This window comes from Xanthomonas sp. WHRI 1810A (assembly GCF_040202885.1).
In the GTDB taxonomy this organism is placed as follows: Bacteria; Pseudomonadota; Gammaproteobacteria; order Pseudomonadales; family Pseudomonadaceae; genus Aquipseudomonas.
In genome coordinates this window covers 340,731-361,216 of record NZ_JBEGED010000002.1, presented here as the reverse complement: position 1 = coordinate 361,216, position 20,486 = coordinate 340,731, and the positions used below count along the sequence as shown (strand labels likewise).

General features: G+C 62.7%; 21 protein-coding genes. 11 read left to right on the top strand and 10 right to left on the bottom strand.

Annotated features, from left to right (window positions below):
- The first annotated feature begins 371 nt into the window (after nt 1-371).
- The 4 genes from ABQX22_RS04935 to ABQX22_RS04920 are packed head-to-tail and all read left to right on the top strand — an operon-like array spanning nt 372 to nt 4,110.
- Nucleotides 372-1,172 carry an AraC family transcriptional regulator gene (locus tag ABQX22_RS04935; RefSeq protein WP_349797069.1) on the top strand — a complete coding sequence of 267 codons (801 nt, stop codon included), beginning with the start codon at nt 372-374 and terminating at the stop codon, nt 1,170-1,172.
- Nucleotides 1,173-1,229: 57 nt separating this feature from the next.
- On the top strand, nt 1,230-2,654 hold the full coding sequence (locus ABQX22_RS04930; protein ID WP_349797067.1) for an NAD(P)/FAD-dependent oxidoreductase: 1,425 nt from the start codon (nt 1,230-1,232) through the stop codon (nt 2,652-2,654).
- On the top strand, nt 2,651-2,992 hold the full coding sequence (locus ABQX22_RS04925; protein ID WP_349797065.1) for a cupin domain-containing protein: 342 nt from the start codon (nt 2,651-2,653) through the stop codon (nt 2,990-2,992). The genes ABQX22_RS04930 and ABQX22_RS04925 overlap by 4 nt, the downstream gene beginning before the upstream one ends.
- Before the next feature lie 44 nt (nt 2,993-3,036).
- Nucleotides 3,037-4,110: a polyamine ABC transporter substrate-binding protein gene (locus ABQX22_RS04920; RefSeq protein ID WP_349797063.1), complete on the top strand. Its 1,074-nt coding sequence runs from the start codon at nt 3,037-3,039 to the stop codon at nt 4,108-4,110.
- A gap of 140 nt (nt 4,111-4,250) precedes the next feature.
- On the opposite strand, the gene ABQX22_RS04915 is transcribed toward ABQX22_RS04920, so the two are convergent.
- Both ABQX22_RS04915 and ABQX22_RS04910 read right to left on the bottom strand, forming a co-directional pair.
- The gene (locus ABQX22_RS04915) at nt 4,251-4,643 is read right to left on the bottom strand and encodes a tautomerase family protein (protein ID WP_349797061.1); all 393 of its coding nucleotides are present in this window, start codon (nt 4,641-4,643) and stop codon (nt 4,251-4,253) included.
- Nucleotides 4,644-4,846: 203 nt separating this feature from the next.
- Nucleotides 4,847-5,923 (bottom strand): amidohydrolase family protein, encoded by a 1,077-nt coding sequence (locus ABQX22_RS04910; protein ID WP_349797059.1) that lies wholly within the window; start codon nt 5,921-5,923, stop codon nt 4,847-4,849.
- Between the two features lie 129 nt (nt 5,924-6,052).
- Between ABQX22_RS04910 and ABQX22_RS04905 the strand changes: the two genes are divergently transcribed.
- The gene (locus tag ABQX22_RS04905; RefSeq protein WP_349797057.1) at nt 6,053-6,982 is read left to right on the top strand and encodes a LysR family transcriptional regulator; all 930 of its coding nucleotides are present in this window, start codon (nt 6,053-6,055) and stop codon (nt 6,980-6,982) included.
- A gap of 72 nt (nt 6,983-7,054) precedes the next feature.
- Complete coding sequence (locus ABQX22_RS04900) at nt 7,055-7,834, top strand: haloacid dehalogenase type II (RefSeq protein ID WP_349797055.1); 780 nt, start codon at nt 7,055-7,057, stop codon at nt 7,832-7,834.
- 284 nt (nt 7,835-8,118) lie between these two features.
- Here ABQX22_RS04900 and ABQX22_RS04895 read toward each other — a convergent pair whose 3' ends face one another.
- Nucleotides 8,119-8,280: a hypothetical protein gene (locus ABQX22_RS04895; RefSeq protein WP_349797053.1), complete on the bottom strand. Its 162-nt coding sequence runs from the start codon at nt 8,278-8,280 to the stop codon at nt 8,119-8,121.
- 550 nt (nt 8,281-8,830) lie between these two features.
- On the opposite strand from ABQX22_RS04895, the gene ABQX22_RS04890 reads away from it, so the two are divergent.
- Complete coding sequence (locus ABQX22_RS04890; RefSeq protein WP_349797051.1) at nt 8,831-9,568, top strand: glycosyltransferase family 2 protein; 738 nt, start codon at nt 8,831-8,833, stop codon at nt 9,566-9,568.
- 445 nt (nt 9,569-10,013) lie between these two features.
- Here ABQX22_RS04890 and ABQX22_RS04885 read toward each other — a convergent pair whose 3' ends face one another.
- The 3 genes from ABQX22_RS04885 to ABQX22_RS04875 form a co-directional block, all read right to left on the bottom strand.
- A complete protein-coding gene (locus tag ABQX22_RS04885) occupies nt 10,014-11,054 on the bottom strand; it encodes a hypothetical protein (RefSeq protein WP_349797049.1) in 1,041 nt (346 codons plus the stop codon).
- Nucleotides 11,047-12,144, bottom strand: a complete 1,098-nt coding sequence (locus tag ABQX22_RS04880; RefSeq protein WP_349797047.1) for a glycosyltransferase — start codon at nt 12,142-12,144, stop codon at nt 11,047-11,049. The genes ABQX22_RS04885 and ABQX22_RS04880 overlap by 8 nt, the downstream gene beginning before the upstream one ends.
- Before the next feature lie 65 nt (nt 12,145-12,209).
- The gene (locus ABQX22_RS04875; protein WP_349797045.1) at nt 12,210-12,740 is read right to left on the bottom strand and encodes a cytochrome b; all 531 of its coding nucleotides are present in this window, start codon (nt 12,738-12,740) and stop codon (nt 12,210-12,212) included.
- A 277-nt stretch (nt 12,741-13,017) separates the two neighbouring features.
- Between ABQX22_RS04875 and ABQX22_RS04870 the strand changes: the two genes are divergently transcribed.
- Nucleotides 13,018-14,244, top strand: coding sequence for an MFS transporter (locus tag ABQX22_RS04870; RefSeq protein WP_349797043.1), 1,227 nt, complete (start codon nt 13,018-13,020; stop codon nt 14,242-14,244).
- A 74-nt stretch (nt 14,245-14,318) separates the two neighbouring features.
- The gene (locus tag ABQX22_RS04865; protein WP_349797041.1) at nt 14,319-14,858 is read left to right on the top strand and encodes a GNAT family N-acetyltransferase; all 540 of its coding nucleotides are present in this window, start codon (nt 14,319-14,321) and stop codon (nt 14,856-14,858) included.
- A 1-nt stretch (nt 14,859) separates the two neighbouring features.
- On the opposite strand, the gene ABQX22_RS26880 is transcribed toward ABQX22_RS04865, so the two are convergent.
- Nucleotides 14,860-15,189 (bottom strand): EAL domain-containing protein, encoded by a 330-nt coding sequence (locus ABQX22_RS26880; protein ID WP_441005244.1) that lies wholly within the window; start codon nt 15,187-15,189, stop codon nt 14,860-14,862.
- Entirely contained in the window at nt 15,086-16,444 is a 1,359-nt protein-coding gene (locus ABQX22_RS04860) for a putative bifunctional diguanylate cyclase/phosphodiesterase (protein WP_441005243.1), read from the bottom strand. Before ABQX22_RS04860 ends, ABQX22_RS26880 begins: the two co-directional genes overlap by 104 nt.
- 317 nt (nt 16,445-16,761) lie before the next feature.
- On the opposite strand from ABQX22_RS04860, the gene ABQX22_RS04855 reads away from it, so the two are divergent.
- On the top strand, nt 16,762-17,625 hold the full coding sequence (locus ABQX22_RS04855) for an alpha/beta fold hydrolase (RefSeq protein WP_349797039.1): 864 nt from the start codon (nt 16,762-16,764) through the stop codon (nt 17,623-17,625).
- A gap of 106 nt (nt 17,626-17,731) precedes the next feature.
- Here the strand turns inward: ABQX22_RS04855 and ABQX22_RS04850 are convergent, their stop codons facing one another.
- Nucleotides 17,732-18,622, bottom strand: coding sequence for a helix-turn-helix transcriptional regulator (locus tag ABQX22_RS04850; RefSeq protein ID WP_349797037.1), 891 nt, complete (start codon nt 18,620-18,622; stop codon nt 17,732-17,734).
- Between the two features lie 98 nt (nt 18,623-18,720).
- Between ABQX22_RS04850 and ABQX22_RS04845 the strand changes: the two genes are divergently transcribed.
- Nucleotides 18,721-19,608 carry an SDR family oxidoreductase gene (locus ABQX22_RS04845; RefSeq protein WP_349797035.1) on the top strand — a complete coding sequence of 296 codons (888 nt, stop codon included), beginning with the start codon at nt 18,721-18,723 and terminating at the stop codon, nt 19,606-19,608.
- Here the strand turns inward: ABQX22_RS04845 and ABQX22_RS04840 are convergent.
- Nucleotides 19,598-20,461, bottom strand: coding sequence for a LysR family transcriptional regulator (locus tag ABQX22_RS04840; RefSeq protein WP_349797033.1), 864 nt, complete (start codon nt 20,459-20,461; stop codon nt 19,598-19,600). The genes ABQX22_RS04845 and ABQX22_RS04840 overlap by 11 nt on opposite strands.
- Nucleotides 20,462-20,486: the final 25 nt, after the last annotated feature.

Here is a 20,486-nt window from a genome sequence, read left to right as displayed (position 1 = left end):
TTACGCTATCGACTCAGGGTAAAAAAACCTGAAGCGGATAATGGCCAATGGATACCTTTAGTGATTAAAAGCGTGGATTGCGCAACCTTGGGTTTTTAATCTTTAAATTCGTTGGAAAACAGCAGCAGTTGTGTTGAATGTGCAAGCTTAGGAAAACCGCAAATAAACTTATGGGGCACTATTCAAGAGGCTAATGATATTCAAATGAATATAGGTTTAATTGGACATACTCATTTGAATGTTGACCCGCTCGCTGCTTGAGCTCATCTGCGGACCTGCGCCGCGTACTGAACGATGATTCCAGCCTGCGTTGTCCCGCACGCCACTCAAGGGCTAGACTGGCGCCGCCCCGTTGCCAGGCCCGTCCGCCCATGCCGCTCGTCCCGCCCGATACCGCCGAACAGACACCGATTACCCTCGACGTGGTGCAGCGTTACCACCTGGCGTGGAAGCGCCGCGATCTGGAGGCGATTCTGGCGATCTATCACCCGCAGGTGCAGTACAACGATTTTTTCCAGAACCGCAGCATGGGCCTGACCGAGTTGCGCGCTTACATCACCGGCACATTGCCGCGTCATCCCGATGAGTATCTGGAGCACAACGACCGCATTCGCGCCGACGGCTGCACCGCCTTCATCCAGTACCAGACCGCCCTGAAGGGCAGCGGCGAGCGGGTGGTGTTTCGCAGCAGCGAAGCGATCACGGTCTGCGACGGCCAGATTCTGCGCATCAACGAATACGCGTCGCTGGTGCGCAACGGCGAGCCGCAGACCGGGCGTCAGGCCCCCGCGATCAGCAAGCTGGGGCTGTCGGCGCGGCAGTTGAGTTTCATGGCCCGGGACCTGGCCGATTACTTCACCCGTCAGCAACCGTTCCTGGACCCCGACCTGGACCTGGCCCGGATTGCCAGCGCTACCGGTTACAGCCGCAATCAACTGTCCTACCTGCTCAATCAGGTGCTGGGGCAAAGCTTCTACCGCTACGTGACCCAGGCCCGGCTGAGCCACCTGCTCGAGCGCCTGGCCAGTCACGGTGAAAACGCACCCATCGACGCCCTGGCGGTGAGTGCCGGGTTCAATTCGACGTCGGCGTTCTACAAGGCCTTTCGCAGTCACACCGGTTGCACCCCCAAAGCCTGGCTCAAAGCCCATTGCGTGCGTGCCCGCAGATAACACAGCCCCTGTTGCCGCGCATTAATCTCTGTCGGCAATCAACCGATGGAGCACGTGATGGCTGGCTGGGGTGGTGTGAGTTTGTGGATGGAGCAACTGGGCGAGGGGCTGACGCCGCGTCCGGCGTTGCATCAGGATCTGCAAGCGGATGTGGTGATCATCGGCGCCGGTTACAGCGGCCTGTGGACCGCCTATTACCTCAAGCAACAAGCCCCGCACCTGAACATCGTCATCGTCGAAGCGCAGATTGCCGGCTTCGGCGCCTCCGGCCGCAATGGCGGCTGGCTGATGGGCAACCTGCTGGGCGAAGACCGGCTGCTGGGGCCCCTGCCTGCCGCGCAACGCCACGCGGGTTATCAATTGCTGCATGGCATTCCGGATGAAGTGGCCCGGGTGTGCAACGTCGAAGGCATCGACTGCGAGCTGCGCAAAGGCGGTGTGCTGTATTGCGCGGCTCGTTATCCCGAGCAGGAGCGGCGCCTGCGTGAACAACTGGAGGCTGCCCGCGCCCAAGGCCTGGGCGAAGACGACTACCGCTGGCTGAGCCCCTATGCCCTGCGCGAACAGCTGAATGTGGCCCAGGCTTACGGCGCACTGTATTCACCTCACTGCGCGACCATTCAGCCGGCACGGCTGGTGCGCGGGCTGGCTGAGGCGGTGGAACGGATGGGTGTGCGCATCTACGAGCAGAGCGCCGTACTGGACTGGACGCCCGGCCAGGTTCGCACCGAGCACGGTCGAGTGACGGCCGAATGGGTGGTGCCGGCGGTGGAGGGTTATGCCAGCGCCCTGCCCCCCATGAACAAATACCAACTGGCGGCGCAAAGTCTGATCGTCGCCACCGAGCCCCTGCCGGCCGATGTCTGGGCCGAAATCGGTCTGGCCCGGGGGCAGGCGTTCAGCGAAAACAGCCGGCAAGTCACCTACGGCCAGCGCAGCCGCGACGACCGCCTGGTGTTCGGCGCCCGCGGTGGTTATCTCTTTGGCGGCCGGCTGCGCGAAGACTTCAACCTCAGTCAGGCCGAGCGCGCCTTGCGTCAGTACCTGTTCAGCGAACTGTTCCCCGTCCTGCGCAACGTGCGCCTGACCCACGCCTGGGGCGGCAACCTGGGCGTCGCCCGGCGCTTTCACCCGCACATGCTCGCCGACCGGCGCCAGAAGATTGCCCTGGCCGGCGGTTATGGGGGCGAAGGCGTCGGCGCCAGCAACCTGGGCGGTCGCACGGTAGCGGCGCTGATCCTGGGCCAGGACAACGACCTCACGCGCCAGCCCTGGGTGCTCGGCGACCGGCCGCTGACGGCGTTGCCACGCTGGGAGCCCGAGCCGCTGCGCTGGCTGGGTTACAACGCCATTATCCAGAGCTTCGTTCACGAAGACCGGGTACTGGCCAACCTCCATGCGCCCCGCTGGCGCCGTCAGATGGCCGAAGGGCTGGCCGGGTGCATGGAACGTCTGATGAAGTCCAAGGAGCCGTTTGCATGAAGATCGATCATTTTCGCGATACCGCCCGTTTACCGCTGGGTGAGCCCGGCGCCGTCGGTGTGCCGCTGGGCGAACCGCTGTCGCAGGTTGCTACCGTCAGCGTTGAACGCGACGACGGTGTCGAGGCCGGCGTCTGGGAATGCACCCCGGGCCGCTGGCGGCGCCAGATCGTGCAACAGGAGTTCTGCCATTTCGTCCAGGGGCGCTGCACCTTCACCCCGGACGGCGGCGAACCCCTTCATATCCAGGCCGGCGACGCGTTGATGTTCCCTGCGAACACCACGGGCATCTGGGATGTACAAGAAACCGTCCGCAAAAGCTACGTGCTGATTTTCTGAACTGCCTTCACCCATAACGCCTAAAACAAAGGTTGAGGTCTCGCATGCTGAAGTCGATCGTTCCGTTACTGTTGATCGCGTCCACCGCCCAGGCGGCAGACACCGTCAGGATCTACAACTGGAGCAGTTACATTGCGCCAGATACCCTGCAAACCTTCACCACCCGGACCGGTCAGCAGACCCAGTACGACCTGTACGACAGCAACGAGGTGCTCGACGCCAAGTTGATGGCCGGGCATTCCGGGTATGATGTGGTGTTTCCGTCCAACCACTTCATGGCCCGGCAGATCACGGCCGGCGCGCTCAAGCCGCTGGACCGCAGCAAACTCCCCAACTGGCAGAACCTCAACCCGACCCTGATGAAGGTGCTGGAAGCCAACGATCCCGGCAACCGTTATGGGTTTCCGTACCTGTGGGGCAGCACCGGCATCGGCTACAACGTGGCCAAGGTCAAGGCGGTACTGGGCGACGTGCCGATCGATTCGTGGGACATCGTGTTCAAACCGGAGAACATGAAGAAGCTCGCCAAGTGCGGCGTGGCCATGCTCGACAACGGCCCCGAGATTCTGCCCATCGCCCTGAATTACCTGGGGCTGCCGCATCACAGCAAGAACAAGGCCGACTACGACAAAGCCCAGGCGCTGCTGCTCAACGTCCGGCCTTACGTGAGTTACTTCCACAACTCCAAATACACCAGCGACCTGGCCAACGGCGACGTGTGCCTGGTGGTGGGGTTCTCCGGCGACGTGATGCAAGCCGCCGCCCGCGCCAATGAAGCGGGCAACGGCCAAGAGATTGCGTACGCGATCCCCAAGGAAGGCTCACCGATGTGGTTCGACATGGTCGCCATGCCCGCCGATGCGCCCAATGAAGCCGCCGGCTATGCGTTCCTCAACTACCTGCTGGAACCCAAAGTGATGGCCGGCATCAGCAACTACGTGCACTACGCCAACGGCAACGCCGCCGCCGAGGACCTGGTGGACAAGGCCATCCGCAACGACCCGATGGTCTACCCGCCGGACAGCGTGATGAAGAAACTCTTCGTCCTGGAAGCCATGCCGCTGGAAAACGACCGGATGCGCACCCGGGTCTGGAGCCGGGTCAAGAACGGGCAATGAAGCGGCATGCGCCGCAGGTTGATCAGGAGCGCTAGCGGGAGAACGTGCGTTTGATCGCTACAAGGTCTTGGTTGATCGACTCGGGCTCCTGAGCGCCTGGCACCGCCCGGCGCTCACCCCGTTATCGTGCAGAGCAAAGGTTATGCCGCCGGTTCGTACTGCATCTCGCCGTTACCAAACGACCAGTCCTCGCGTTTGACGTCGATCAGATTGATCCAGACGTCATTCCTGCTCAGTCCGGTTTTTGCGTGGATACCGTCTGCGACGGCTTTGAAGAACGCCTTTTTGACCTCCACCGTGCGTCCGGCTACCCAGGTGATCTGGATAAACACAATGTCCGGCGTGTAGGTCAGACCGAGATAACCTGCAGCCGGATAGACCCGTTCATCTGGCGCATGACGATGAATGATTTGAAACCTGTCGTGCTCAGGGACATTGGCAATCCGGGTCATGGCGTCGTAAATAACATCGCCGATGGCGGTGACTGTTTCGGTGGACGTGTGTGCCGCAACGTCGATTCTGGCTAAAGGCATTGAACAGTCCTCAATGAGTGGATCGGGTTGTACAGCCGACCTCGCCTGTTTGCGCGAAACCCTAAGCTAGGCTCAGGGCGGTCATTCAGCAAGCGCATTATTTAATCTATTAACATAATTGTTTCGCATAGTGTGCCGGCAGCCGCATAGCCCGGCCACAGACCTGCGAATCGCGAGCTTCGAGGGTCATCCAGCGAGGGTGGTCATGCCGGTAGTCCGCTGGTCAATCGCATCCAGTTGCCATGGGCAAACGCTGCGGTGGCCTGGGGGTCGAGGCCGCACTGTTCCAGAAAGTTGCGTGCGTCACGGCCCGGCCGGTACTGGTAAGGGAAGTCGGTGGAGAACAGCAGCCGTTCCGTGCCCACGATCCCGACCGCACGCTCAAGGTAGTGAGGCAGGAACATGCCGCTGGCGGTGACGTAGAGGTTGTCGCGAAAATACGTCTCTATCGGGCGCGCCAGCCCGGCAACCTGATCCATCCTCGCAAAACGCTCGGCGTAGAATAAAACCAGTTCGCCCCAGTGGCCGAGGATCACCTGCAGGTTTGGCAAGCGATCAAAGGTGCCGGACAGGATCAGGCGCAAAAACTGAAGGCCCGCATCGTAGTGCCAGCCCATCCCGAAGGTGGCGAAACAGGCATCCAGCACCGGATTGAAACCCGAGTAATAAGCGTCACGCACGGCCGCCGGCGGCGTGCGCGGATGAAGCAATATCGGCGCGCCCAACGCCTCGGCGCAGGCAAAGAGTGAATGAAAGCGGCTGTTGTCCAGCGTGTGAATCCCTACCCTCCCACACAGCACCGTCCCTTTGAAACCCAGAGTCGTGACGCAGCGCTCCAGCTCACGGGCGGCCTGTTCGGGCGATCCGACCGGCAATGTTGCCAGCGCCTCAAAGCGGTGCGGGTGCCGGGCGACCGCCATGGCTACCGTGTCATTGATTCTGCGCGCCAGATCGACGCTTTCCGGACCCAAATCGTGCAGCGCGGGTGTGGTGAGGGACAGCACTTGAACATCAAGCCCTGTCTCATCCATCAGGCCAAGGCGCTCATCCGTTAAATTGACCAGGCGCTTTTCGATTGCGCCGGCGTGGAAGGCGACGCTGGGGTCGGTCAGCTCCAGGCCGATTGCGCGCCACGCGTCGCGTACTTCTACCGTCAGAAAATGCTCTTCAATACCGATCAGCTTCATCTTCGTCTCCGCGCTTGTCAGGCAACTGTCTGGGCCCATCCAGACCCTCCCCACCCGCTCTGACCTGCTTCTTGCGCCGGACAATCGGGTCATTGAACCAAGGGTCGTTGGGGCGGACCGGACTATAGAGTCGGCCCATGAAAAGCGGTAGACGCACAGAAATCACATTATAGTTGCGCGCAACGCCCTACGTGGCGATCACAAACCGGGCGGATTTTCACGATGAGCAATGTCGACTTGAACCTCCTCCTGGCACTGGACGTGTTACTGGCCGAACGCAGCGTGACCCGCGCCGCGCTGCGCTTGAATCTGAGACACTCGGCCATGAGCCGGACGCTGGCACGCCTGCGCGCGGTGACCGGTGATCCGTTGCTGGTGCGCGCCGGCCGGGGGCTGGTGCCAACGCCACGAGCGCTGGAACTGGGTGATCACGTGCACGCGGTGACACGTGATGCGCTGGCGGTGCTGCGGCCCCAGGTCCGCGAGGTGGACATGGCGGGCGTCGAGTTGACGTTCACGGTCCGGGCGAGCGAATCGTTCATGAAGTGGCTTTCTGTTCCGGTGGTAACGGCCGTACTGGAAGTGGCGCCGCGTATTTGTCTGCGTTTCGAAGCCAAACCCGACAAAGACGCGCAACCGCTGCGTGACGGTCTGGTCGACCTGGAGATCGGTCGGATCGGCACCAGCGCCCCCGAGATCCGCACCCGGTTTCTTTTCCACGATCACTACGTCGGCGTGGCACGGAGCGGGCATCCGATCCTGGAAAACAGGCCGGTGACCCTTGAGCAGTTTGCCGCTTGCCCTCACGTTGTCGCGTTGCAGGAAGGGGCCGCGATCCAGTCGCTCACCGGCGTACTGGAGCGCATCGGTCTGACGCGAAACGTCACGGTGGTGGTGCCCGGATACCCCGACGCCATGCGGATCGCTCGCCACTCCGAGCTGATCGCCATCGTGCCGGGATCCTGCCTGGGCGATGCGGCCTCGGCGACAGGGTGTTCAACTCTGGGCCGCTTTGAGCTGCCGTCGCCTGTGCCGTCCTTCAAGGTCTCGGCGCTCTGGCATCCGCGCATGGACGCCGACCCTGTGCACCGTCGGCTGCGAGACCTCATCATTTCGACGTGTCAGGCGGCGTATGCCAGCGCAACGGTGTGAAGACCTGTAAGCCGGTTGTACCGGCGGCCGGCATATTTGATGGCCAGGACATCGTGTGCAGCACCTTTGAAGATGAACTCTCCAACCGCCTGCTTTTCTCTATCAGTTAGCCGCACGGTGATCGCAAGCCCTTCAACGCAAGCCCGTGCAACCCGCCCAAACCCCGAAGGTAGTCGCATGCTCAAACATATCGTATTTGACGTAAACGAAACGCTGCTGGACCTGGCCGCTCTGGATCCTGTCTTCGAACGGGTGTTCGGTGACAGTCGCGTGCGCACTGAATGGTTTCTGACGCTGGAAGAATGCTGGATGACCAACACCATCACCGGCCAGTACCAGGCGTTCAGCGAACTGGCTATGGGGGCGTTGCAAATGATGGGTTTGCGACTCAACACGCCGGTCGGTGAGGACGATTGTCAGGCGTTGGCGAATGGACTCAAGGTCCTTCCCCCGCACAAGGATGTTTACCCGGCACTGCAATTATTGAAGGACAACGGCTGTGCGCTGATTGCGCTGAGCAATGGCGCGCTGGAGGCATTGCAGCAACAGCTGGCGTCGGCGGGATTGACCGAGTGCTTCGACCACATTATGGCTGGCAGTGAAATCAACCAATTCAAGCCGGCGCCCGAATGCTACCAAATGGTTGCACAGCGTTTGGGTATTACAACCGAACAGATGATGATGGTCGCCGCGCACGCCTGGGACATCGCTGGCGCTGCCCGAGCGGGATGCCGGACAGCTTTCGTCGAGCGTCCCGGCAAAGTACTCAACCCGGTTGGAACCCAGCCCGACTTGACCGGCACCGATGTATACGATGTGGCCCGGCAGATCATTTCAGGCCGGGGCGACTAGCGTTGATGGCCCAAGCATTCTGCGGTGGGCACATAGCTCGTGTAGGAGCGAACTTGTTCGCGAAAGGGTTTCTCAGGCAGTAAATGACGTCATCCGTTCCGCCCTCTTCGCGAACAAGTTCGCTCCTTTCGCTCCTACAGCGAAGCGGTGTGCCATGCGAACACAGTGCCCTGTAGTAGCTGCCGAAGGCTGCGAAGCGGTATGTCAGTCATAAATGACGTCACCCTTGCGCCCTCTTCGCGAACACCTTCGCTCCTACAGGTTTTATGCCTGACTGAAGTGGCTCACGCCTGCTCGTCTTGCTCGTTTTGTTCGTCGTCATGCTTGAGGGCCGGCTTCATGCCAGGCTGCGGCGCGTGCTCGGCATTGGGTGCGATCTCTTCGCCGTGGTTCTTCTTCTCTTGCTGTACTTTCTTGTCGTGGGCAACGTTACGTGGGTCGGTCATGGGAATTCCTTGATTGGCAGATGATTCAAACGCCCGTCGACGCAAAATGCGGTCTATGTAGGCCTGGGCAAGATTTGGAGTCAGCTCTGTCTAAAGCGTTCAGTGCATTTCAACCGGCGACGGCCAGCGCGAGCACCAGGCATCACGGTCACGAGACGGCGAAAGCATCGAGGTCCACACTTGGTCGGATTAACGAAACCGTTGACTCCGCTGCCCGGTCAACTTCCCGCCTGTCCGCGAGGCAGGGATCGACCGACGCCTGCATCGATGTCGACCTGTGCAAACGTTCTTCCTGATTACGAGGGTCACACCCGATGGCTGTTGTCCTGCCCGCTTCACATGGCATTGCCCAAAGTCGGGCGGCGAAAACACCCGTCTGCGCACGCCTCGATGTGCCTGCACAGGGCGGGCCCGGCAGTGCTCGACCACGCCTGGCGGACCGCGCATGAACGTGGTCACCCTGGTGCATGGCCGGAGCACCCACCTGGCGAATCTGATCCAGGGCCTGGCATCCTCCAGCCTTGTCCCGCACGGGTTATGGATCGTTCACATGAACGAAGCCCCTGGCCACTTCACCCCCCGGTCATTTTCGATTCACACCCTGCGGGTCGATGCCCCTGAGGGCTTGAAGTTGGCCCGCGCGCGCAACAGCGTGATGGCGATTGATCCTGCGGCATCCTGGGTGTTTCTCGACGTGGACTGCATTCCCGGGCACGACCTGCTCGCCCATTACCGCGACGGTCTGCACGCGCAACCCGATGCCCTGCATATGGGCCAGGTGCGCTACCTGCCCGAAGGCGCCAATGGTCCGGACTGGAACGAAGCAGCGCTGTACGCGCAGGGTGTCGAGCACCCGCTGGCCAGGTTTCGCGAAGGACCGGGCAAACCGCTGCCCCATCATCTGTTCTGGTCGCTCAACTTCGCCTGCCGGGGTAGCACCTTTGCGCGTATCGGGGGGTTCGACGAGGACTATCAGGGCTATGGCGGCGAAGACACCGACTTCGCCTTCCGCGCGCGGCGTGAAGGTGTCGCCCTGATCGACAATTCGGCGATGGCGTTTCATCAATACCACCCCACCTACGATCCTCCGTTGAACCACTTCGCCGACATCGTCGCCAATGCCCAACGCTTCCACAGACGCTGGGGGGTGTGGCCCATGGAAGGCTGGTTACGCGGGTTCTGCGAGGAAGGTTTGCTGCACTGGAGCGACGATTGCCTTGAGATCATTCAGCCGCCGTCCGCCGAGCGCGTGGCGCAGGCGCTGAATACTAAACGGCTGGGTTTCTGATCATTCGCGTCGGCGTTGCTGAACCGGATCGCAGCCTTCGGCAGCGCCTACACGGGACGGTGTTCGCCGCAGGGTTGTGGCGGGTCTCGGACCTGTAGGAGCGCGCTCGCCCGCGAATGGCCGGTACAGCCAACCCCTCTCCGTCGGCCGGGCTATGGCTATCGCGGGCAAGCGCGCTCCTACAGTGGAAAGCGGTACGCGGCTACATGTCGGGGACACGATCAAACGGCTGGGTTTCTGATCATTCGCGTCGGCGTTGAACCTGATCGCAGCCTTCGGCAGGTCCTACACGGGACAGTGTTCGCCGGAGGTTGTGACGGGTCTCGGATCTGTAGGCGCGCTTGCCCGCGAATAGCCGGTACAGCCAACCCATCTCCGTCGGCCGGGCTATGGCCATCGCGGGCAAGCGCGCTCCTACAGTGGAAAGCGGTACGCGGGGACACGATCAAACGGCCGGGTTTCTGATTGTTCGCGTCAGGGTTTCTTCGATGAGTCGAGCTGTACGTGCGGCAGCCTCGACGTCCGCCCAGCCACGCCAGCGTTCGGGGTCGAGGTTGAGCGCTGCCGCGAACAACGCGGGCCATTGGGACGCTTGCGGCCAGCCGTGCTCCAGCCCGATGGCCGCCTTCAGTTCATTCAGGCGCCTGGCCTGCAGCCGTTGCTCGTCAAAGGGGCGGTCTTCGGCCACGGCGATGTAGCGACAACCCAGCGATGCAGCCTCGCCCACCAGGCTGTCGCTGGCGCTGCCGATCACGATTTCAGCGCTGCGCATTTCTTCTCGCGGATCAGGCAGACGCCCCAGCCAGTGCAGGTTGGACGTTGCCCTACCCGGCTGCAAACCACCGGCAACGCGGAATTGCCGTTCGGGGCAGTGACGCGCCACCGCCTCGATCAGTGCTGCCGACAAGCCAGTACCGCCCTGCCCGGTGATGATCAGCACCTGTCCCATCTGCGGCGTGGCACAAGGCGCACCGGCAAAACGCGAAAGCCAACCGCTGTAAGTAGTCTTTTCGCGTAGCCACGACGGCGTGTCGCGGGCTTCCATCTCGGCCGGATACGGCGCCAGCAGTGCGCTGGCGCTCTCGTAGGCCAGGCGGTGAGCAGCGTCATCACGCAGCCCATGCTGACGCATATACACCACCGGCACCGCGCACAGCCGAGCGAACAAAGCGATTTCCACGGACACGTCCACCACCAGCACGCAAGGCCAATGCCCGGCGAACCATTGCGCGAGCAGCGCCATGCGCTCGCGCACCCCGTCCACCGCCAGCGGTGCGTAGTGCAGGGCGTCGAGGCGATCGACCGCGATGCCCGGCGCCGTGTCGCCCGGCAATAGCAGCCGGTGCACGCCGTCGGGCAAAGGGTCGGGCAGTTGTGAGCCGATCAGCGTCACCGGCACGCGCAACGCCTGGGCGATGTGCGCGGCACGCACGCCGTGGCCGGCGCCATGGTGGTGAACGTAATACCCGACCTGAGGCTCAGGCATGCTGCGCGACCACGTCGGCCAGCAGCGTTTCATAACGGTCCAGCATCAGGTTCTGGCTCCATAAGGTTTCGGCGCGCGCCCGGCAGGCGTCTCGCGATTTTCCGCGCGCGACGGCGATGGCAGCGGCCAGCGCTGCCACGTCATTGGGCGGCACCAGGCAACCCACGTCTTCGCTGATCAGGTCGCGCATGGCGCCGCGATCAAACGCCGCGACCGGCGTGCCACAGGCCAGTGCCTCGGCGACCACCAGCCCAAACGGTTCATCCCAGCACGGGGTGACCAGCGCCACGGCGGCAGTCGCCAGTTCAGCGGCAAGGTCGGAGCGCTGCAAATGGCCCAGGTACTCGACACCCGGGCCCAGCCTGGGCGCGATCTGCTCCCGGAAATAAGCTTCGTCCTCTACTTGCGCCGCCAACCGCAGGGTGATGCCCGCCTGGCGAGCGGCGTCGATGGCCAGGTGCGCGCCCTTCTGCGGCACCAGCCGCCCCACCCACAACGCGTGGTCACCCACCGTGCCGCCGGGGTGCCAGGTCAGCAGATCGATGCCGTTAGGGATCACTTCGCACTGCGGGACCACATCGCTCCACTGCCGCGCATTCGCAGCCGACAGCGTGCTGAAACGCCCGGCCTTGCGGTCGCCGCGCAATGCCGTGCTCATTTCGAAGAACGGCGGTGTGTGCAGCACGGTCAGCATGGGCGTGCGAATCAGCGACGCCATAGTCACCGGCACGTAATGCAGGCTGTTATTGAAGATCACGTCGAAGCCGTAATCGTCGATCCGGTGCATAAGCTCGAGGTAGGCGTGGTGCTCGGCGACGTAGGCGCTGCTAAGGCTGCGATGGCGACACAGGTCACCGTCCGGCACGTTCACCGCCTCCAGTTCTGGCGCACTGCCCTCCCTGGCGAACAGGGTCACGGCGTGTCCGCGTGCGCGCAGGCCGAGTGTCACGTCATGGGTGAACGCCTCCAGCCCGCCGGCAAATGGCTGGCAGACCGGGAACCTGATATGGGTGAGGATGCCGATGCGAAGCGACGGCTGTCCGCCTGCTAACAGAGGTCGGCCGATCTGTTCCTGATAGCTGCGCCACATGCCGCGTCTCCGTTGGGTTACTCATTCAGGCGGCGGCGAACGGCATTGGTTCCGCGAATCGGCGGTCAAGGACGGCGCTGAGGCGGGAGCATCCGGTCCAGCAGGCCGTCACGACGCACGGCTACATGCCAGACGGTCGCGGCGACGTGCAGCACGATCAGCCCGTAGACCGCGAATTGACACCACACATGCACCGTGTCGGCGAACAGGCCCAGGGGCTCATTGTGGGCAAACCCAGGCAACGCAATCACCCGGAAAAATGGCACGTCCTGGCCGTTGCCCGCCATCAGGTAACCGGTGACGGGCATCACCAGCAATACGGCGTACAACAGGCCATGATTGAGCCCCGCCAGCACCGCCGCCACCCGGCCGGTGCCGGGCGGATGCGCCGGCGGGCGATGACGCCAGCGCCAGGTCAGGCGCATCAGCACCATCAGAAACACGCTGATGCCCATGGACTCGTGGGCCATGTACCAGAAGACGCGCACCGGGCCGGGCGGGAAATTCTCCGCGACCCAGACAAACGGCAGCAGCAGGCACAAGGCGGCGACGGTCAGCCAGTGCAACGCCTGGGCGACGCCGGTGTAACGCTCCATGAAATTCCTCCAGCCAATCGGTGACGGCCGCCCAGCCTGACATTGAGATCCGTAGGCGAACGGGGCAGATGCCAACGCCAAAGCGCGGCTGCGCATATATACCGCGTTTCGCTGGCAAACACGCTCGCGTCAAAGCGACTTATCGATTGCACTGATGATGACTATCGAAAGGCCCGCCTGTCGGGTTGCCAAAGCTGACTCCTATAATCGCCACCGATTTTGCCCTCGCTCCTGCGCGCCTGTCTTCAGGCGACATGCCCCCCTGGAACCCAGCACCATGCAAAGCCCCAGCCCGGCCGAACACGGCCTTCCCGAACACAGTCAACAAAGCCTCAAACAGCAATGGCTGGCCATTCTCTCGGTCGCCGTGGGTGCGTTTGCCCTGGTCACCAGTGAGTTTCTCCCGGTGGGCGTGCTCAATGACGTCGCCAGCGACCTGGGCATCAGCGCAGGCCACGCCGGTCTGATGGTGACCCTGCCGGGCATCGCCGCCGCGATGGCCGCCCCGTTGCTGTCGGTGGGCATCGGCGCCATGGACCGTCGCTACCTGCTGATCGGCCTGACGCTGCTCATGATCATCGCCAACTCGGTGGTGGCCTACGCAAGCGATTTCAGCCTGCTGCTGTTCGGCCGCGTCCTGCTGGGCATCAGCATCGGCGGGTTCTGGGCCACGGCCATTGCCCTCAGCGGCCGCCTGGCGCCCAAAGGCGTGGGCGTGGCGCAGGCCACCTCGATCATCATGATGGGTGTGACGCTGGCCACCGTGCTGGGTGTACCGGTCGGGACGTGGTTGAGTGGACTGATGGGCTGGCGCATGACGTTCTTGGTGACCGCGCTGGTGGGCATCCCGGTGCTCCTGGCGCAGATCTTCCTGTTACCGCGACTGAACCCGGACAAGGCCATTCGCGTCAGTGACCTGCCCGCCCTGTTTATCAATCCACAGGCCCGGGTCGGACTGATCGCCGTCTTGCTGATCGGCCTGGCGCACTTTGCCGCGTACACCTACGTCGCGCCCTTCTTCAAACACAGTGCCGGGCTGGATGGCCCGGCGATTGGCTCACTGCTGCTGCTCTACGGCGTGGCCGGGGTCCTGGGCAACATCTTCGCCGGTTTCGCCGCCAACCGCAGCGTGCGCCACACCCTGCTGCTGGTCGCACTGATGATCGGTGTCAGCACCGCGCTGTTCCCGTACTTCGCCACCGGCATGACCGGCGCGGCGATGCTGATCGCACTCTGGGGCTTCGCCTTCGGCGCCTTCCCGGCCTGCGCCAGTATCTGGATGTTTGTCGTTGCGCCCAAGGACGTCGAACGCGGCATGCCGCTGTTCGTCGCCCTGTTTCAGGTAATCATTGCGTTGGGCTCGTTCTTCGGCGGGCAAATCGTAGACCAGTTGGGCACCTCGGTGCTGTTCAGCCTGGCCACGGCGCTGGTGGGCTGCGGCATGGTCACGGTGCTGGTGCTGGGGCGCAACGTCAGCAACCGCCTCGCGGCGCAGCCTGCCTAAGCCGGCGAGGCGTGGATATATTCCGCGCGCGGCAGTGGTAATTTAGTGGCCTCCCCTGCGTATCAAGACTGAACATGACGATCTCAAGCGCCCGACTGATGTACAGACCACCTGAACCCGAAGACTTGGCTCGCCTGTTCGAGATCTACAGCGACCCTCAGACCCAGCTGTTCAATCCGGCCGGGCCGATGCGGACTGCCAATCAAGCCGAGGCCCTGCTGTCTCAGTGGATTGCGCATTGGAATCAGCACGGGTTCGGCTGGTGGGTGATTGCCGAGAAAGCCGCGCCGGATCACCCGATCGGTTTTGGCGGCGTGAGCCATCACGACTATCTGGGTGAGCAACGGCTGAACGTGGGCTACCGCTTCGCCCGGGAAGCCTGGGGCAAGGGCTACGTAACGGAACTGGGAGAATGCGCGTTGCGCCATGCCTTCAGCTGGCCGGGCATCGAGCGCATCTGGGCGTTCGTCCGACCTGATCACGCCGCCTCGATCCGGGTTCTGGAAAAGATCGGCATGCAACGTTGCGGTGTGCTCGATGATGTCCCGGGCCAGCCGGCGAGTCTGCTGTTCACTGTCGAGAAAGCAGGCCTTGAGCAGTCGCCGCAGAGATAGGCTACGCCCTGAGAGGCTCGCCCGTCCGATCCGTGGCCACAAGCGCCATCATCAGCGGGGCCGGCACGGGGCGTCCGAACAGATAACCCTGCGCGAAATCGCATTTGTGACTGGCCAGCCATTTTGCCAGTTGCTCGTGTTCCACGCCTTCCGCCGTAATTTGGATGCGCAGGCTCTTGCCCAAGGCAAGTATGGCCGTGACCATTTCGCTCGAATTGTCCAGGGACTCATCGAAAAAGGACTGGTCGATCTTGATCTTGTCGATCGCCAGCTGCGTCAGGTGATACAGCCCCGAATAACCGGTGCCGAAGTCGTCCAGGGCAACGCTCACCCATGGCACGCAAGCGCTCCAGGTTCAACCGGGCGCTGCTGACATTGGCCACGAGGGTGTTTTCAGTCACCTCCACCTCCAGATGGTTCAGCGGGAAATTGCCCTCACGCGCGATCCGCTCCAGCCATTCTGGAAAGTCGGGGTTCTCGATCATCGACGACGTGACGTTGACCGCCAGTGTCAGGGCTCGCGGCCAGTGGCGGGCCTGGGCGAAAGCCTGGCGCAGCAGGCTTTCAGTCAGCGGCGTGATGAGGCCCGACTGCTCGGTCAGGGGTATGAAGTCCTGGGGCATGATAAGGCCGCGCTCGGGGTGCACCCATCGCGCCAGCAGCTCGAACCCCACCAGGCGTTGCTCAGGCAGGCTGACGATCGGCTGATAGAACGGCTCGATGTGTTGCTCTTCGATAGCCAGGCGCAGCTCCTGCTCGAAACGTGCCTGTTCGCGGTGCTCCTGCTCAAAGCTGGCTTCATAGAAATGGAACACTGCGCGCCCGCTTTTTTTACCGCGATACATCGCGCTGTCAGCGCAGTGCAGCAACGTCTCGGCAGCAGTACCGTCCATCGGCGACATAGCGATACCCAGGCTGGCACTCAGCGTGACCCCCGGTAAACCGGTGACAGACCCGGCAATTTTTTCCAGCACCGTCTCCGCCAATCGTGCCAGGTCCTGGCGACTGAAATGGCCGCTGACAGCCAGGGCAAACTCGTCGCCGCCCAACCGCGCCAGCGAGGTATGCCAGCCGGCAGTCGCTTCCCGGAGCCTGTCCGCCACCAGGCAGATAGCACTGTCGCCCGCCGCATGGCCGTGTGTGTCATTGATGACTTTGAACTTGTCGAGGTCGATCAGAAAGATGGCGGTTTGCATCGACGGCTGCTCCAGGCGCGCCACCACCTGTTCGTGAAACACACGGCGATTGAGCAGGCCGGAAAGAGGATCATGGCGAGCCAGCGAGTCGCTGTGCGCCTGCGCGACCAGCACGTCGTTGTAGCTGCGTCGCAGACGACCTATCAGGCGCCTCAACAGGATGAAAGGCACCACCATCGACAACACGGCAAAGCTCGTCGACGTCAGCACGAAACGCCAGCGCTCGGCGCTTTCAAAGTCGCCATCATAGGGCAGATCCAGCGCGCTCATGGCCACAGCCTCCAGCTTGAACTCCCAAGCCACGGCTAACAGAAACAGGGAAAACAGGTAAAAGCCCAGCAACGCGTACAGGTTATTGCGCATCAGCTGCGGGTTCTGATTAAAAGACATGGACAGTAAGCTCTAAGGGCCACTGGCAGTGCGGCCATGCAGTAGTTATCGGACGCTAAATGCAGGGCTTGACTAAAACATTGGAGCAAACACTTGAGCGCGTCATGCAGACAGGGCTGGCGCGAGTTCGCAACGCCTTGAACGCCCTCGATCATCGGCCTTTCGGCACCTGCTCAACACACTTTAATGAACGACCCGAGGCTGAACTCCGTCATACAAATCATCCTCACCGGCAACGCGTGTCGTCGCGGTCGATGCCCGCGTGATCGCTGGCGTTTGGGTGAAATCCCAGCGGCACCCCCCTCACAGGAGTCGTCATGTCCACGCAGAAAAGCTACTCGATTAACGCCAACGGCATTCGCCAACACATCGTCGAGGCCGGCGAAGGTCCGCCGGTGATCCTGCTCCACGGCTTTCCGGAAACCGGCTACGCGTGGCGGTTCCAGATTCCGGTGCTTGCCGAGCGTTATCGGGTCATCGTTCCGGACCTGCGCGGTTACGGCGAGACCGAAAAGCCCGCCACCGGCTACGACAAACGCAACATGGCCCTGGACATCCGCGAGCTGATGCGCGAGCTGGACATTCCGAAAATTGCCCTGGTGGGCCACGACCGTGGTGCGCGAGTGGCGACGCGGTTCGCCAAGGACTTCCCCGATCTGCTGGACCGTCTGGTGGTGATGGACAACGTGCCTACCCGTATTGTCGCCCGTGACCTGGACGCCACGATCGCCAAAGCGTACTGGTTCTTTATGTTCCATCTGGTGCCCGACCTGCCAGAAGCATTGATCGCCGGACGCGAACACCTGTGGCTGCGGCACTTCTTCTCCGACTGGTGCCACGATCCGCAAGCGATTACCGGTGAAGCCTTCGACACCTACGTCAAGGCCTACCAGGCGCCGGGCGCTGTGCGCGGCGCCATGTCCGACTACCGCGCCAACGCCACCGACGTTGCCCAGGACCAGGAAGACGGCGACATCAAGATTTCGGTGCCGACGCTGTCCTTGTGGGGCGCAAACTTCCCGGCCGTCGCCGAGCTGTTCGACATGCCCACGATCTGGGCCGAGATGGCCGAGCACGTGGAAACCCACGCCATCGAACACTGCGGTCACCTGCCCCATGAAGAACAGCCGGAAGAAGTGAACCGGTTGCTGCTCAGGTTTCTTGAGCCGTGGAAAGGATGATGTGTGCGCCGAGGATCACACGCTGGGGCACTGGCCTTGATACGGTAAATGCCCTGCCCTGAGGATTTTCGGCGTGCACCCTGCCCTCTCGTTATCGGGTTACCGTTCAAACCCGCGCAATGCTTGAGTCCTGTCGATCCGGTTGTCCGGTGGGCGCAGCGCCGCGTGACGCCAGGTGGCTGTCCACAATCACCCTGACGCGCTCCGCATCGGCCGCGGTCACCGGGTTATAGACGATCATCGACAGGTCCGGGCGGCCATCAACCGCAAAGCCGGAGTACTCCAGTTCGATGACGCCATGGGTGGGATGGCGCAGGCGCTTGGTGCCTTCACCGTGCAGGCGGACATCGTTGTCGCGCCACAACGCCGCGAAATCAGGGCTCAGGGTGCACAGCTCAGCCGCGAGATCGCTCACGTTCGAGGCGGCCCCGGCGCGGGTGGCATCAGCCCGGAAGGCGGCGACGATGAACCGCGCCACCGCCTGCCAGTCCTCTTGTTTGGCCCGGGCGCCGGGGTTGCTGAACATCAGCCGCAGGATATTGCGTTGCCCGACCGGCAACAGGCTGTAGTCGGTGAAGACGGCGGCCGCCGCGCTGTTCCAGGCCAGTACGTCCCAGGTGGCGGTTTTGATGAACGCGGGGCTCAATGCAAAGGTATCCAGAACACGCTGCAAGCGCGGCGTCACTCCGTCAGGCGCGCAGTAGACCACTTCCGGAGGATGACCAAAGGCGAGCATGAACAAATGCTCGCGCTCCGGCTCGGTCATCAACAGGCTTTGCGCAATCCGGTTCAGCACCTGCGCCGAGGGTGCGCCGCCGCGGCCCTGTTCCAGCCACGTGTACCACGTCGCGCTGATGTTGGCCCGCTGCGCGACTTCCTCACGGCGCAGGCCGGGCGTGCGCCGACGCCCGTTGGGAAAACCAAAACTGGCGGGGTCCAGACGCGCCCGGCAGTCCTTCAAGTACGTTCCCAGCAGATGAGCAGACTGGCTTGCCATGGTGATCCTGTTGGTTTCTATACCCTGATAATGTCACGCCTGTAACCGGATAAACGTTACGCGCACTCTGCTGACTTTCGCAAAGAGAGAATTCAGCCATGCGTGTATTTCTTACCGGTTCTACAGGTTTTATCGGCGCCCAGGTCGCCCGTGAATTGCTCGACGCTGGCCACCAGGTGCTCGGGATGACGCGTTCAGAGGCCGGCGCCCGTGAGCTGCTGTCGATGGGCGCCGAACCCCATCACGGCACGCTTGAAGATCTGGCCAGCCTGCAACGCGGTGCCGAGCAGTGCGACGCTGTCATTCACACGGCCTTCGATCACGATTTCGCCCACTTCGTCGCCAATTGCCAGAAGGACTCACGGGCGATTGCGGCCCTGGGTGCCGCACTGGCAGGTTCGGACCGGCCGCTGATCATCACCTCCGGCACGCCGATTGGCTCGCCCGCGCCAGGACAGCCCGCCGATGAGGATCATTTCAACCCTGAGCACCCCAATCCACGCGTGGCCTCCGAATTGGCGGGCGAGGCGCTCTTGCAACGGGGGCTCAACGTGGTGGTGATGCGGCTTTCACAAATCCACAACCCGGTGAAGCAAGGCTTGATCACCGAGGTCATCAAGCAGGCACGGGACAAAAACGTCTCGGCGTTTATCGATGAGGGCCTTAATCAGTGGTCTGCCGCGCACCTGACGGACACCGCGCACTTGTACCGCCTGGCCCTGGAAAAGCATCAGCCCGGCGCCCGTTACCACGCCACGGCCGAATCCCGCATCGCGTTTCGCCTTATTGCGCAAACCATCGGCGACGGCCTGGGCGTGCCCACCGTTTCGGTGCCAGCCGATGAAGCGATAGCGAACTTCGGCTGGCTGTCGAGCTTTGTGGGCAAGGACATGTCCAGCCTGAGCGACAAGACGCGAACGCGCTTGGGTTGGCAGCCCAAAGGGCCGGGGTTGATCGCCGACCTCGAACGCTTTTTCAACCGGTAGTGTCTGCCGTCCCGATCATCGAGGCAGCCAGGTCCGCGAGCGCGCGCAACCGGTCCATCTGCCGCATGTCGTGGTGATAGCCCATCCAGATGTCACGGCCCGGCGGCGCTTCGTCGACCTCCAGCCGCCTGAGTGCCGGGAGTTGATCGCCCAGCGCCCGTGGCAGCACGGCGAGGCCCAGCCCGTTGGCACACATCTGCGCCTGCACCGAGCGACTGCTGCTGGTGAAGACCGTGCGCGCCAGCGGGTAACGCTGCTGGAGCCAGAGCACGTCGGGGTAATGGGCCTGGGCGGTGTTCATGGTGATCAGCCCGAGGCCGGCGCCCTCTGGCTGGGGAGTTGGCGTCCCGACGGCGGCGTAAAGGCCGTACGGCATCGTGGTCAAACGGCGTTGCACGATGTCGGGTTCGGTGAACGGCACGATGCGGAAGGCGATATCGGCTTCTCTGCGGGGCAGATCGAACAGCCGGTGGCCGGGAATGATCTCGGGGACAATCAGCGGATAGCGCCGTGACAGCTCGCCGAGCACAGGCGCCAGCACATAACAGGCGAACCAGTCCGCGGACGAAATCCGCAACAACCCTTCCGGCTGGTCGCTGTGCCCGGCCAGACGCCGCTCGATGGCCAGCGCACTGTGCTCCATCGCTTCAGCCAGACTGAGAATCTGCTCGCCCCGGTCAGTCAGTACCAGGCCTTGCGCAGTGCGACGGAAAAACACCTGGCCGCTGGCCTCTTCAAGCACGTGCAGACGCCGTCCGACGGTGGGATGACTGATGCCCAACTGCCTGGCCGCGGCGCCCAGTGATCCGCTTCGGGCGATTGCAAGAAACACGCGCAGGTCGTTCCAATCCATGGCGCACCTCGTACAAAAATGAACG